Origin of the sequence: Enterobacter sp. DTU_2021_1002640_1_SI_PRY_ASU_LCPMC_013, assembly GCF_032389435.1 — a bacterium.
Taxonomy (GTDB): domain Bacteria; phylum Pseudomonadota; class Gammaproteobacteria; order Enterobacterales; family Enterobacteriaceae; genus Enterobacter; species Enterobacter hormaechei_C.
Map to the genome: position 1 here is coordinate 2,578,300 of NZ_CP135594.1, position 13,141 is coordinate 2,591,440.

The 13,141-nt window shown below is 57.2% G+C and carries 13 protein-coding genes; 7 read left to right on the forward strand and 6 right to left on the reverse strand.

Annotated features, from left to right (window positions below; all coding sequences use genetic code 11):
- Window positions 1-93: 93 nt before the first annotated feature.
- The 3 genes from RS584_RS12245 to RS584_RS12255 all read right to left on the reverse strand — a co-directional run bounded on the left by RS584_RS12245 (window position 94) and on the right by RS584_RS12255 (window position 3,385).
- On the reverse strand, window positions 94-675 hold the full coding sequence (locus RS584_RS12245; RefSeq protein WP_315747964.1) for a Slp family lipoprotein: 582 nt from the start codon (window positions 673-675) through the stop codon (window positions 94-96).
- A gap of 37 nt (window positions 676-712) precedes the next feature.
- The gene (gene tsaB / locus RS584_RS12250; RefSeq protein ID WP_015570308.1) at window positions 713-1,408 is read right to left on the reverse strand and encodes a tRNA (adenosine(37)-N6)-threonylcarbamoyltransferase complex dimerization subunit type 1 TsaB; all 696 of its coding nucleotides are present in this window, start codon (window positions 1,406-1,408) and stop codon (window positions 713-715) included.
- A gap of 66 nt (window positions 1,409-1,474) precedes the next feature.
- Window positions 1,475-3,385: an ATP-dependent DNA helicase gene (locus RS584_RS12255; RefSeq protein WP_023303884.1), complete on the reverse strand. Its 1,911-nt coding sequence runs from the start codon at window positions 3,383-3,385 to the stop codon at window positions 1,475-1,477.
- 133 nt (window positions 3,386-3,518) lie between these two features.
- On the opposite strand from RS584_RS12255, the gene RS584_RS12260 reads away from it, so the two are divergent.
- Complete coding sequence (locus tag RS584_RS12260) at window positions 3,519-3,863, forward strand: RidA family protein (RefSeq protein ID WP_045911200.1); 345 nt, start codon at window positions 3,519-3,521, stop codon at window positions 3,861-3,863.
- 5 nt (window positions 3,864-3,868) lie between these two features.
- Here the strand turns inward: RS584_RS12260 and RS584_RS12265 are convergent, their stop codons facing one another.
- A complete protein-coding gene (locus RS584_RS12265; RefSeq protein WP_003859925.1) occupies window positions 3,869-4,051 on the reverse strand; it encodes a YoaH family protein in 183 nt (60 codons plus the stop codon).
- A 61-nt stretch (window positions 4,052-4,112) separates the two neighbouring features.
- Here RS584_RS12265 and pabB point away from each other — a divergent pair, with 61 nt between their 5' ends.
- From pabB to RS584_RS12285, 4 genes are all read left to right on the forward strand, one after another.
- Window positions 4,113-5,447 carry an aminodeoxychorismate synthase component 1 gene (gene pabB, locus RS584_RS12270; protein ID WP_017384323.1) on the forward strand — a complete coding sequence of 445 codons (1,335 nt, stop codon included), beginning with the start codon at window positions 4,113-4,115 and terminating at the stop codon, window positions 5,445-5,447.
- Complete coding sequence (locus tag RS584_RS12275; RefSeq protein ID WP_017384324.1) at window positions 5,444-6,022, forward strand: CoA pyrophosphatase; 579 nt, start codon at window positions 5,444-5,446, stop codon at window positions 6,020-6,022. The genes pabB and RS584_RS12275 overlap by 4 nt, the downstream gene beginning before the upstream one ends.
- Window positions 6,023-6,206: 184 nt before the next feature.
- A complete protein-coding gene (gene sdaA, locus RS584_RS12280; RefSeq protein ID WP_045907225.1) occupies window positions 6,207-7,571 on the forward strand; it encodes an L-serine ammonia-lyase in 1,365 nt (454 codons plus the stop codon).
- Window positions 7,572-7,700: 129 nt separating this feature from the next.
- Complete coding sequence (locus RS584_RS12285) at window positions 7,701-9,299, forward strand: cyclic diguanylate phosphodiesterase (RefSeq protein WP_315747965.1); 1,599 nt, start codon at window positions 7,701-7,703, stop codon at window positions 9,297-9,299.
- Window positions 9,300-9,305: 6 nt separating this feature from the next.
- On the opposite strand, the gene yoaE is transcribed toward RS584_RS12285, so the two are convergent.
- Together yoaE and RS584_RS23400 are read right to left on the reverse strand one after the other, a co-directional pair.
- A complete protein-coding gene (gene yoaE / locus RS584_RS12290; RefSeq protein WP_006810992.1) occupies window positions 9,306-10,865 on the reverse strand; it encodes a CNNM family cation transport protein YoaE in 1,560 nt (519 codons plus the stop codon).
- A complete protein-coding gene (locus tag RS584_RS23400) occupies window positions 10,853-11,062 on the reverse strand; it encodes a protein YoaL (protein WP_077579975.1) in 210 nt (69 codons plus the stop codon). The genes yoaE and RS584_RS23400 overlap by 13 nt, the downstream gene beginning before the upstream one ends.
- A 265-nt stretch (window positions 11,063-11,327) precedes the next feature.
- On the opposite strand from RS584_RS23400, the gene manX reads away from it, so the two are divergent.
- Window positions 11,328-12,290, forward strand: a complete 963-nt coding sequence (gene manX / locus RS584_RS12295; RefSeq protein ID WP_017384327.1) for a PTS mannose transporter subunit IIAB — start codon at window positions 11,328-11,330, stop codon at window positions 12,288-12,290.
- A 47-nt stretch (window positions 12,291-12,337) separates the two neighbouring features.
- Window positions 12,338-13,138, forward strand: coding sequence for a PTS mannose transporter subunit IIC (gene manY, locus RS584_RS12300; protein WP_003859914.1), 801 nt, complete (start codon window positions 12,338-12,340; stop codon window positions 13,136-13,138).
- Window positions 13,139-13,141 lie beyond the last annotated feature (3 nt).

The window sequence follows — 13,141 nt, forward strand, 5'->3', positions numbered from 1 at the left end:
TTGCGAAGCGCGTCACTCTTTTTTTTCGTTTTATCCGTAAAAAAACAGAGACAGCGGCTGAGCCGCTGTCTCTTTCCTAACAATAACAGTAAGTTACTCAGTTACGATTGTTTGAACCTGTGCAGGGCCTGGATTGTACCAACCCCAGCCACCGTAGCCGTAACGATACGGATGCGGTCCCCACATCCACGGATCGATTGGCTGTGGCGGCATCACCACCTGCTGGGCGATACGCCAGCGTTTGTAGCCGTTCACCTGCATGGTCATAAATTTGTATGGCGTATTGCCGATTTTCCCCGCCACCGAACCGGTAATCGGCCCGACGACGGTTACCAGCTGCCCGCGGAAATCTACCGGATCGAGGAAGCCGCTGACGTCAGCGTAGATCCGCCCGCGCGAGGCTTCACCCAGAACAGGCCGCGCGCCGTCATCCAGCGGGACAGTGGCAATCTCCAGCTGGGTTTTCCCCTGCTGGTTTAGCACTTCAACCACCTTGCCGCCAAACCGCGCTTCCTGCCCGACATACAGCTCCGGGGCATTCATCACGCGTACCAGATCCTGCTGTGGCGTCGGGCTGGTGCCCTTGATCGCATCAGGAACGGTGACGCACCCGCTCAGTGCTATGGCAACCGCGCCTGCCATAAGAAAGCGTACAACTTTAGTCTGAACCGCCATGATGCGACTCCTTTTTCTCAGTTCCTGTTACTGAGATTCACTCGCGGCCAGGAAGTTTCTTCCACGCGACGGTGTTTCGTAAATAAACCGGTTCAGCATGTTCAACCGCCACGGTTTTTCCTGCGGCAAGTAGCTGACAGGCAATCGGCAGCATATCTTCTGCGGCGGGCAGGAGCATGTTACCGTCCACCAGCGTAAGGCCGGTGTCCTTCGCCATCTCAGGCCATGCTGGCCAGCCGGTTCCGACCGTCGCCCACTCACCGGAGAGCTGTTTCAGGCGCCCGGTGACGGCTTCAGGTTTAAGCACCGCTTCCGTCTCTTCGCCGTGCCAGACGCCGTTTTCGTCACGGGTGTACTCCGCCCAGTAGACTTCCCCCATGCGGGCATCAATTGCAGCCAGCACGCGGGTGGCGCCGGTCATGCGCCAGGCGCCCTGAGCCATGGTCGCAAGCGTTGAGACGCCGATCATCGGCAGGTCAGCGCCCAGCGCCAGCCCCTGCGCAATGCCAATCCCGATACGTACGCCCGTAAAGCTGCCCGGACCACGGCCGTAGGCCAGCGCGTCGAGGTCAGTCAGGGCGGTGTTGCCCTCGGTTAAAATGGTTTTTACCAGGGGCAGAATACGTTGGGTGTGTTCCCGTGGGCACTCTTCGAAATGAGCAAAAGTCGTACCGTCGTTCCACAGGGCAACGGAACAGGCCTCTGTCGCGGTATCAATAGCCAGAATTCGCATCAGTCGTCGCGCTCTCGCAATGGTCAGTCACAAAATGGCGCGCATCTTAACACACTCCGGGAAGAATTACTCCGCCGTCGGGTTCGCCAGGAAGCGGACAGCGCGTTTAATATCCCGCGTGCGCGGCGCGGGCGGCAGGCTGGCGAGGAAGGTCGCGCCGTAGGGACGCATCACCAGGCGGTTGTCGCAGATCACCAGCACCCCGCGGTCGGTGACGTCGCGGATCAGTCGCCCTACCCCCTGTTTAAGCGTGATGACCGCGTCCGGCAGCTGGACGTCGTCGAACGGATCGCCCCCGCGCAGACGGCAATCCTCCATGCGCGCCTTCAGGAGCGGATCGTCCGGCGATGTGAACGGCAGCTTATCGATAATCACCAGCGAGAGCGTATCGCCGCGCACGTCCACCCCTTCCCAGAAGCTGCTGGTCGCCACCAGCAGGGCATTACCGGCGCTGACAAACTGCTGGAGCAGCTGGCCTTTACTGGTTTCCCCCTGCAACAGCACCGGTAGCGTCATGGTGGCGCGGAACTGCTCGGCCAGATCGCGCATCATGGCGTGTGAGGTGCAGAGCATAAAGCAGCGCCCGTTGTTAGCCTCAATCATCGGCTTCAGCATGGCCGCCAGATGGCGCGCCGCGCCCGGCTGGTTAGGCAGCGGCAGATTGCGCGGCACGCACAGCAGCGCCTGTTTCTCATAGTCGAACGGACTCGGCAGAAGCAGGGATTCCGCCTGCTCAATGCCGAGGCGCTCGGTAAAGTGGTGCAGATCGTCATTGACCGACAGCGTGGCCGAGGTAAAGACCCAGGTGCCGGGCTTTTGCGCCATCACCTCTTTGAATTTATCAGCAACGGTCAGCGGCGTGAGCGCCAGGGTGAAGTGGCGCGAGGTACATTCGTACCAGTAGCTGTAGCCCGGCTGGTTGATCTCTTTCAGCCGCTTCAGCCGCCCACGGTAGAGCGTGGCGCGCTCGAAAGCGGCGTCGAGCAGCGCTGAACGTCCGAGGGACAGCTTCGCCACGTCGTAACAGAGTTCAAGGGCATCATCGAGCAGCAGCAGCGCGCGCTGGATATTTTTGTCTGCGAGCAGTTCGCGCAGGTTGCCGCGATAGCCCGGCTCGCCAAGCTGTAAGCGGAAATCCTGTGCGCATTGCGCCAGGCGGTCCGCGCACTTCTGCAACTGCTGGGTATCTTTGAGTTCGGTGCGATAGGCAATGGTAATATCTTTCGCCAGATCCTGAAGCTGACGGCTGGAGAGCGACTGACCAAAATACTGGCTGGCGATGTCCGGTAGCTGATGGGCTTCATCGAAGATCATCACCTCCGCCTCCGGGATCAGCTCGCCGAAACCACTGTCCTTGACCACCATATCCGCAAGAAACAGGTGATGGTTCACCACCACCACGTCGGCGTCCATCGCGGTTTTACGCGCTTTCACCACAAAACAGTCTTTATACAGCGGGCAGTCGCTGCCGAGGCAGTTGTCATTGGTGCTGGTCACCAGCGGCCAGGCCGGGGAGTCTTCCGGCACGCTCGCGCAGGTGCTGATGTCGCCCTCCTCCGTCTGGTTGGCCCAGGCGCGCAGGACGATCACATCGCTCAGGGTTTGTACCGGCAGGTCGCCGCCCGCCAGCGCCTGCTGTTCGAGACGCTCCAGACACAGGTAGTTAGAGCGCCCTTTCAGCAAGGCCAGACGCCCTTTGTATTTCAGCGCTTTCGCCACCGTGGGTAAATCGCGGCTGTAGAGCTGATCCTGGAGCGCTTTTGATCCCGTAGAGATGATCACCTTCTTTTTCGCCCGCAGCGCAGGAGCGAGGTAAGCATACGTTTTCCCCGTACCGGTGCCGGCCTCCACGACCAGCGGCTGCGCCTTGTCGATGGCGTGCGCGACGGCATGCGCCATCTGACGTTGGGGTTCGCGCGGTTTAAAGCCGGGAATAGCCTGTGCTAACTGACCTTCTGGGGAAAAATCGTCTGCCACGGTGTTCTCTCACTGTATTTTTGCACAGGGATTATGTCAGCCCCTTCTCTCCGGTGCCACCCCAAATAGTGACGACGGCGGAACATTATGGCAGTCTTGCCGCCTGACGACGAAAGATAACGAGGATATGTTTATGACAATTACGCGCATTGATGCCGAAGCCCGCTGGTCTGATGTGGTGATCCACAACCAGACGCTGTACTACACCGGCGTCCCTGCCAATCTGCACGCCGACGCCTTCGAGCAGACCGCCAACACCCTGGCGCAGATCGACGCCGTACTGGAAAAACAGGGCAGCGACAAATCCCGCATTCTGGATGCGACGATTTTTCTGGCGAATAAAGACGATTTCGCGGCGATGAATAAAGCCTGGGATGCGTGGGTGGTGGCGGGTCACGCGCCTGTACGCTGCACCGTACAGGCCACGCTGATGAAACCGGAATATAAGGTTGAGATCAAGATTATCGCGGCAGTGTAAGCCGGTTATTCTTCATCTTCATCCTCAAAGCGCGCCACGATCCGCTCGCCGGTATGGGTGGCGCGAAGTTCTTCCGCGACCTGGGAAATTGCCTGTCCGCTGCTCATCCCCTGGGACATCAGCTCCTGAATACGTTCAACGGCTTTCTGCTGTTGGTCATGGCTGAGAGAAGGTAAACCTGCAAACATCGTTAACTCCTGCTAAATTATTCGCGCTAATTATTTCACGCTGCCCGGTAGTATGCCATACATGAACATGCGCTTCCCCACTGTTATGACCTTGCCCTGGCGTGCAGACGCCGCCGAGTTCTGGTTTGCCCGTCTGAGCCACCTGCCTTTTGCGATGCTCCTGCACTCCGGGCATGCGGATCATCCCTACAGCCGCTTTGACATTCTGGTGGCCGACCCGGTTAAAACGCTGACGACCGATGCGCTGTCGCCAACGGACGATCCGCTGATGCGGCTCCAGAACGAGATCCATGCTCTGGGCTTATCTGCCACACCGGATCCGGATCTGCCTTTCCAGGGGGGCGCGCTGGGCCTGTTTGGTTACGATCTGGGTCGCCGTTTCGAAAAGCTGCCCGAGCATGCGCAGGCGGATATTTCCCTGCCGGATATGGCGGTGGGGCTGTATGACTGGGCGCTGATCGTGGATCACCGTAAGCAGACGGTTTCTCTGCTAAGCCACCGGGACGTGCAGGCGCGTCTGGCCTGGCTTGAGGCGCAACGGCCCGCCGCCCCGGAACGCTTTATGCTAACCTCCGGCTGGCGCTCGAACATGAGCGCGGAGGAATACGCGGAAAAATTCTCCCGCGTGCAGGCGTATCTTCACAGCGGCGACTGTTATCAGGTCAACCTCGCCCAGCGTTTCCAGGCGGCATACGAGGGAGACGAATGGCAGGCGTTTACCCGCCTCAATGCCAGCAATAAGGCCCCGTTCAGCGCATTTTTACGCCTTGAACACGGCGCCATCCTCAGCCTTTCGCCTGAGCGTTTTATTCACCTGGCTGACGGTATGATTCAGACCCGCCCGATAAAGGGCACCCTGCCGCGCCTTGCGGATGCCGACGCCGACCGTCAGCAGGCGGAGACGCTGGCGGCCTCGCCGAAAGATCGCGCTGAAAACCTGATGATTGTCGATCTGATGCGCAATGATATTGGCCGCGTCGCCGAGCCGGGCAGCGTGCGCGTGCCGGAGCTGTTCGTCGTGGAGCCATTCCCGGCGGTGCATCATCTGGTCAGCACCATCACCGCACGTCTGCCGGCCTCGCGAACCGCCTGCGATCTGCTCCGCGCCGCGTTTCCGGGCGGCTCCATTACCGGCGCGCCGAAGGTCCGGGCGATGGAGATCATCGACGAACTGGAACCGCATCGCCGCAACGCCTGGTGCGGCAGCATCGGCTATGTGAGTCTGTGCGGCACCATGGATACCAGCATCACTATTCGCACCCTGACGGCCTGCGACGGTAACCTGTACTGTTCCGCAGGCGGTGGCATTGTGGCCGACAGCCAGGCGGAGGCGGAATATCAGGAAACCTTTGATAAAGTGAATCGTATCCTGAAACAACTGGAGAACTCACGGTGAAGAAAGACAACCTGACGCTGGATGATTTTCTGTCGCGCTTTCAGCTTCTGCGGCCCCAGGTTAACCGCGCCACGCTGAATCAACGTCAGGCGGCGGTGCTGATCCCGGTCGTGCGTCGTGAGCAGCCGGGTCTGTTGCTTACCCAGCGCTCACCGCATATGCGAAAACACGCCGGTCAGGTTGCGTTCCCGGGCGGCGCGGTGGACAGCACCGATGCATCCCTGATTGCCGCCGCACTGCGCGAAGCGCATGAGGAAGTGGCGATCCCCCCGGAGGCGGTCGAGGTGATCGGCGTGCTGCCGCCAGTGGACAGCGTAACCGGTTTTCAGGTCACGCCGGTCGTTGGCATTATTCCGCCCGATCTTCAGTATCACGCCAGCGTCGATGAAGTTTCAGCGGTATTCGAAATGCCGCTGGAAGAGGCCCTTCGTCTGGGTCGCTATCACCCGCTGGATATTCACCGCCGCGGACACGATCATCGGGTCTGGCTGTCGTGGTATCAGCATTATTTTGTCTGGGGCATGACGGCAGGCATCATTCGTGAGCTGGCCCTGCAAATCGGCCTGAAGCCTTGACTATACTTTACATTCCACCCTTTTCTGGCAGGTTTGCGATCGGCGTCGCGCTATTAGCAAAACCATCGTTAACCATTAGTTTAATTCATGTGAATAGTTAAGCCGAGGTTGGTGTTCCCTCTTACACTATGCGCAGTTATAACATCGTTACTGGAACCCCAGTAACCCTGTCAGGAGTGTGAAAGTGATTAGTATATTCGACATGTTCAAAGTGGGGATTGGTCCATCTTCTTCCCACACTGTAGGGCCGATGAAGGCCGGTAAACAGTTCGTCGATGATCTGGTCGAAAAAGGATTACTGGAAAGCGTTACCCGTGTCGCCGTAGACGTTTACGGTTCACTGTCATTAACGGGTAAAGGCCACCACACCGATATCGCCATTATTATGGGTCTGGCGGGCAATATGCCGGACACAGTTGATATTGATGCCATTCCGGCATTTATCCGCGACGTGGAAACGCGCGGTCGTTTGCTGCTGGCTAACGGCCAGCACGAAGTGGACTTCCCGCAGGATGACGGGATGCGTTTTCGTAGCGACAACCTGCCGCTGCATGAAAACGGCATGACCATCCACGCCTGGAGTGGCGAAAAAGAGATCTACAGCAAAACTTACTACTCCATCGGCGGCGGCTTTATCGTTGACGAAGAACACTTTGGTAAAGAGAGTGCGGGCGACGTCAATGTGCCCTATCCGTTTAAATCGGCCACCGAGATGCTGGGCTACTGCAAAGAGACCGGTCTGTCCCTGTCAGGCATGGTGATGCAGAACGAACTGGCGCTGCACAGCAAGAAAGAGATCGAAGACTATTTTGCTAACGTGTGGCAAACCATGCGCGCCTGTATTGACCGCGGGATGAACACCGAGGGTGTTCTGCCTGGGCCACTGCGCGTGCCGCGTCGTGCCTCTGCTCTGCGCCGCATGCTGGTCACTACCGACAAGTTCTCCAATGACCCAATGAACGTGGTCGACTGGGTGAACATGTTTGCCCTCGCGGTTAACGAAGAGAACGCAGCGGGTGGTCGCGTCGTGACGGCGCCGACAAACGGCGCGTGCGGTATCGTTCCGGCGGTGCTGGCCTATTACGATCACTTTATTGAGCCCGTGACGCCGGACATCTATATCCGTTATTTCCTCGCGGCAGGTGCTATCGGCACGCTGTACAAGATGAATGCGTCCATCTCCGGTGCTGAAGTGGGCTGTCAGGGTGAAGTGGGCGTGGCCTGCTCTATGGCAGCAGCGGGTCTGGCGGAACTGCTGGGCGCCAGCCCTGAGCAGGTGTGCGTGGCGGCGGAAATCGGCATGGAGCACAACCTCGGTCTGACCTGTGACCCGGTTGCCGGCCAGGTGCAGGTGCCGTGCATTGAGCGTAACGCCATCGCCTCCGTCAAAGCGATCAACGCCTCACGTATGGCGATGCGCCGTACCAGCGAGCCACGCGTGTCGCTGGATAAGGTTATTGAAACTATGTACGAAACCGGCAAGGACATGAACGCGAAGTACCGTGAGACCTCGCGCGGCGGTCTGGCCATTAAGGTGCAGTGCGACTAAGCTTTCCTTTCGCCCATCTGCAACGGATGGGCGAATTTTCCCCTCTCGTCTCGTCGCTTCACGTATTCCCCACTACACTGTCACTGTTGCGTCTGGCTTTTCCGGCCGGTGCTTAACAGGCGACCGTTCATGCAAACTGCACAAACGATCATTAAAGACTATCGCCGAAAACGCGTTATCGTCTGTGTCACGGTTGCGCTCGTTACGCTCGTCCTGACGCTGGGTATTCGCTTTATTTCACAGCGCAACATAAATCAGGATCGGATCCACGACTTTACCCACCACACCGTGCATGCGCTTGATAAGGTGCTTCTTTCGTTAGAGGCCCAGCGGGAAACGCTACTTTCACTGGTTGGCATACCCTGTTCCGAAGCAAATCTGATCCTGCGAAAACAGGCGGCGATCCTCCAGACCGTACGCTCCATCACCCTCATTCAAGACGGAATACTGTATTGCTCAAGCGTCTTTGGCAGCCGTAATGTGCCCGTCAGTGAGTTTGTGCCGGAGCTGCCGGTCAGTGAATCCAGGCTGTTGCTGCTGACCGATCGGTGGCTGGTAAAAGGCAGCCCGGTACTGATTCAGTGGTCTCCCCTCGCGAGCGACGGCAACGACGGGGTGATGGAGGTGGTGAATATCGATCTCATCACTAAAATGATTCTCGAGCCGCAGCGGCCGCAGATCACCGACGTTGTCCTGAGAGTGGGAGATAACTTCCTCCGCGACGGGCAACAGGTGACGACTACGCCGACCTTCGATGAAAACGCCTCCCTGCTGGAACAATCGTCACAACATTACCCTTTCAGCGTCACGGTGAGCGGCCCCGGGCCTGGCGAAATGGCGTTAAAAAATCTGCCCACCCAGCTGCCGCTGGCGTTAATGCTCAGCTTACTGATGGGCTATATCGCCTGGCTCGCCACCGCGCGGCGCATCAGTTTCACCTGGGAAATCAATATGGGAATTGCGGCCAGGGAGTTTGAGCTCTTCTGCCAGCCGCTGGTGAATGCCCGCACCCGGGAATGCGTCGGCGTCGAGATCCTCCTGCGCTGGAACAACCCGCGTCAGGGATGGATTTCGCCCGATGTCTTTATCCCTCTGGCCGAAGAACATAACCTGATTGTTCCACTTACCCGCTACGTCATCAGCGAAACGGTGCGGCAGATAGGCTATTTCCCGGCCTCGCGCGATTTCCATATCGGCATTAACGTGGCCGCCAGCCATTTTCGCCGCGCTGCGCTGATCCAGGATCTCAACCGCATCTGGTTTAACGCCAGCCCTGTTCAACAGTTGATCGTGGAGTTAACCGAACGCGATGCGTTGCTGGATGTGGATTACCGCATAGTGCGGGAGCTGCACCGCAAAGGGGTGAAACTTGCGATTGATGATTTTGGTACCGGCAACAGCTCACTTTCATGGCTAGAAAAACTGCATCCGGATGTGCTGAAAATTGATAAATCCTTCACCACCGCGATCGGCACCGACGCCGTGAACTCAACGGTAACGGATATTATTATTGCGCTGGGTCAGCGGCTGAATATTGAACTGGTTGCGGAAGGGGTGGAAACCGAGGAGCAGTCACGCTACCTGCGCCGTCACAGCGTACATATTTTGCAGGGGTACTTGTATGCGCGGCCAATGCCGCTGCGCGAATTTCCGAAATGGCTGGCGGAAAGTCACTCTCCGCCAGCCCGCCACAACGGACACATCGTGCCCTTACTGCCGTTACGCTAGATAGCGTTACTCTTCTTCGTCGTGTGCAGAGTGCTCTTTAACAATACGCACCATATCAACGCGATAGTCGTTGGCTTCGACGATGGTAATTTGCAGCGGCGGCAGCTCCAGCACATCACCAATACGCGGGATCTGCCCGTTAACGGCAATCACCAGCCCCGCGACGGTGGCAATGTCTTCATCATCATTGACCACGTTTTCGACGCCCAGCGTGTGCGAGAGCGCGTGCAGGTCGGTGGTGCCTTTCACCAGCCAGCCGTCACCGTCGGCAACGATTTCCGGGGTTTCATCCGCATCAGGGAATTCACCGGCAATGGCTTCCAGCACGTCCAGCGGCGTCACCAGGCCCTGTACCACACCAAATTCATTGGTGACGATAACAAAGCTCCCGCGGGCACGACGCAACACGCCCAGCAGGTTGATCGGATCCAGCGTCTCCGGTACCACGATGGCGGGCGACGCGGCCGCTACGGCCTCGACGTTAACGCCCTCTTCCAGCGCCACCAGCATCTCTTTCGCGCGTACCACACCGATAATCTCATCCAGCTCACCCCGGCAGACCGGGAACAGGCTGTGTGGCGAGGAGAGCAGCTGCTGACGAATTTCGTCGACGCTCAGGTTGGCGTCCACCCAGCTGATCTCACCGCGCGGCGTCATAATGCCGCGCAGGGAGCGGGAAGCCAGCGAAAGCACGCCGTTGATCATGTAGCGTTCTTCTTCCACAAACGCGCCTTCCGGCACCGGAACCGGGTTACGGTTCTCGTTATCAGCCTGCACGTTGACCTGACGACGTCCGCCCATCAGTCGCAGAATCGCATCTGCGGTACGGGCTCGCAGCGGCTGATTCGACTGCTGCTTAATAAAGTTACGGCGCGCAATCTGGTTAAACAGCTCGATCAGAATCGAGAAGCCAATCGCGGCGTACAGGTAGCCTTTCGGAATATGGAAGCCAAACCCTTCTGCCACCAGGCTCAGACCAATCATCAGCAGGAAGCTCAGACACAGCACAACGACCGTCGGATGCTGGTTGACGAAACGCGTCAGCGGTTTTGACGCCAGCAGCATTACCGCCATCGCAATCACCACCGCCGCCATCATCACCGGCAGATGGTTCACCATGCCGACTGCCGTAATCACCGCATCCAGAGAGAAGACCGCATCAAGCACCACAATCTGGAGAACAACCACCCAGAAGCTGGCGTAACCCTTACCGTGGCCATCATCGTGCTGCCGGTTCTCCAGCCGTTCATGCAGCTCTGTTGTGGCTTTGAACAGCAGGAACAGTCCCCCCACCAGCATGATTAAATCGCGGCCGGAGAAGGTGAAATCCATGACGGTGAACAGCGGCTTCGTCAGGGTAACCATCCACGAGATCACAGACAGCAAGCCCAGACGCATGATCAGCGCCAGCGAGAGGCCGATCAGACGGGCTTTATCACGCTGTTTCGGCGGCAGCTTATCCGCGAGGATGGCGATAAACACCAGGTTATCAATACCGAGAACGATCTCCAGCACGACCAGCGTAAGCAAGCCTACCCAGATTGACGGGTCCATTAAGAATTCCATGACACGCTCCTGCTAAAGGAATGACAAAACGGTGCCCCGCTAATTTCGGGCATTTCAAAGGGAATGAGAGTCGATGCGTGGCGAAGATCGCCGATGAATAAGGCGCGGAATGGCCTGGAAGATGACTGACGTCGGTGACGGTCCATATAGTGGGCTGTAGCCCTATACTCCTGAATAATTAAACGGACGCTAAACATATCAGAGACAATTGGTTTTTAGCAAAGATTTACGTTCCTTTGCAAACTTCTGTAACACACGCGGATTAACTTAAAGAAAAATCTGTAAGGCGTAGCTAAATTACGGATCTTCATCACATAAATTATTTTTTCACTATCTAAAATAATTCGCGGAAGTCTTAGTTTTTTGAACTCTAACCCTTATCTGAATCGATTCGGTTCGCCAATACGATTCTCAGTACGCCTGCCTGGCAGACGTATACATGATAATAAAAGGAGGTAGCAAGTGACCATTGCTATTGTCATAGGCACACATGGTTGGGCTGCGGAGCAGTTACTCAAAACGGCAGAAATGCTGTTGGGCGAGCAGGAAAACGTCGGCTGGATCGATTTCGTTCCCGGTGAAAATGCCGAGACGCTGATTGAAAAATACACTGCTCAGCTTGAGAAGCTGGATACCAGCAAAGGCGTGCTGTTTCTCGTGGATACATGGGGCGGCAGCCCATTCAACGCTGCCAGCCGCATTGTCGTCGATAAAGAGCATTATGAAGTCGTCGCCGGGGTGAATATTCCGATGTTGGTGGAAACCTTCATGGCGCGTGACGACAACCCAGGTTTTGATGAACTGGTGGCACTGGCGGTGGAAACCGGTCGCGAAGGCGTGAAGGCGCTGAAAGCGCAGCCGGTTGAAAAACCGGCACCTGCCCCTGCTGCACCAAGGGCGGCAGCACCGGCGAAGCCAATGGGTCCGAACGATTATATGGTTATCGGCCTTGCGCGTATTGATGACCGTCTGATCCACGGCCAGGTGGCAACACGCTGGACCAAAGAGACCAACGTACAACGCATCATCGTGGTCAGTGACGAAGTGGCCGCCGACACTGTCCGTAAAACCCTTCTTACCCAGGTTGCACCGCCGGGCGTCACCGCGCACGTCGTGGATGTCGCCAAAATGATCCGCGTTTACAACAACCCGAAATATGCGGGTGAGCGCGTGATGCTTCTCTTCACCAACCCGACAGACGTCGAACGCATTGTTGAAGGCGGCGTGAAAATCACCTCCGTTAACATTGGCGGTATGGCATTCCGTCAGGGCAAAACGCAGGTCAACAACGCGATTTCAGTGGATGCGAAAGATATCGAGGCCTTCAACAAACTGAATGCACGCGGTATCGAACTGGAAGCCCGTAAGGTTTCCACGGACCAGAAACTGAAAATGATGGATTTGATCGGCAAAGTGGGGAAATAAGCCCGGGCCGGTTTTTCATATAGAGCTTATGTAATAGGAGAAGTGCAATGGAGATTACTACTCTTCAGATTGTGCTGGTGTTCATCGTCGCATGTATTGCGGGTATGGAGTCCGTACTTGATGAATTTCAGTTCCACCGCCCTCTGGTGGCCTGTACGTTGATTGGCGCCGTTCTCGGTGACATGAAAACCGGTATCATCATCGGTGGTACCCTGGAAATGATCGCCCTCGGCTGGATGAACATCGGTGCGGCAGTTGCGCCAGATGCCGCGCTGGCGTCCATTATTTCAACCGTTCTGGTTATCGCTGGTCATCAGAGTATTGGTGCCGGTATCGCGCTGGCCATCCCGCTGGCCGCAGCGGGTCAGGTGCTGACCATTATCGTCCGTACTATTACCGTGGCCTTCCAGCACGCGGCGGATAAGGCGGCCGAAAACGGCAACCTCACCGCGCTCTCCTGGATCCACGTGTCTTCCCTGTTCCTGCAAGCGATGCGTATCGCAATCCCTGCGGTTATCGTGGCGATTTCTGTCGGTACCAGCGAAGTTCAGGGCATGCTGAATGCGATCCCTGAAGTGGTTACCAGCGGTCTGAATATCGCCGGGGGTATGATCGTGGTGGTCGGTTATGCGATGGTCATCAACATGATGCGCGCGGGCTACCTGATGCCATTCTTCTACCTCGGCTTCGTTACCGCTGCGTTCACCAACTTCAACCTGGTTGCGCTGGGTGTGATTGGTGCGGTGATGGCGATTCTTTATATCCAGCTCAGCCCGAAATACAACCGTGTCGCGGGTGCCCCTGCACAGGCTGCTGGTAACAACGATCTCGATAACGAACTGGACTAACAG

Excerpts from the sequence above, each read along its gene's own strand:
- RS584_RS12265 (WP_003859925.1), bottom strand. The coding sequence starts at position 4,051 with ATGTTTGCAGGTTTACCTTCTCTCAGCCATGACCAACAGCAGAAAGCC.
- RS584_RS12260 (WP_045911200.1), top strand. The coding sequence starts at position 3,519 with ATGACAATTACGCGCATTGATGCCGAAGCCCGCTGGTCTGATGTGGTG.
- RS584_RS12245 (WP_315747964.1), bottom strand. The coding sequence starts at position 675 with ATGGCGGTTCAGACTAAAGTTGTACGCTTTCTTATGGCAGGCGCGGTT.
- pabB (WP_017384323.1), top strand. The coding sequence starts at position 4,113 with ATGAACATGCGCTTCCCCACTGTTATGACCTTGCCCTGGCGTGCAGAC.
- tsaB (WP_015570308.1), bottom strand. The coding sequence starts at position 1,408 with ATGCGAATTCTGGCTATTGATACCGCGACAGAGGCCTGTTCCGTTGCC.
- RS584_RS12285 (WP_315747965.1), top strand. The coding sequence starts at position 7,701 with ATGCAAACTGCACAAACGATCATTAAAGACTATCGCCGAAAACGCGTT.
- manY (WP_003859914.1), top strand. The coding sequence starts at position 12,338 with ATGGAGATTACTACTCTTCAGATTGTGCTGGTGTTCATCGTCGCATGT.
- yoaE (WP_006810992.1), bottom strand. The coding sequence starts at position 10,865 with ATGGAATTCTTAATGGACCCGTCAATCTGGGTAGGCTTGCTTACGCTG.
- RS584_RS23400 (WP_077579975.1), bottom strand. The coding sequence starts at position 11,062 with ATGTTTAGCGTCCGTTTAATTATTCAGGAGTATAGGGCTACAGCCCAC.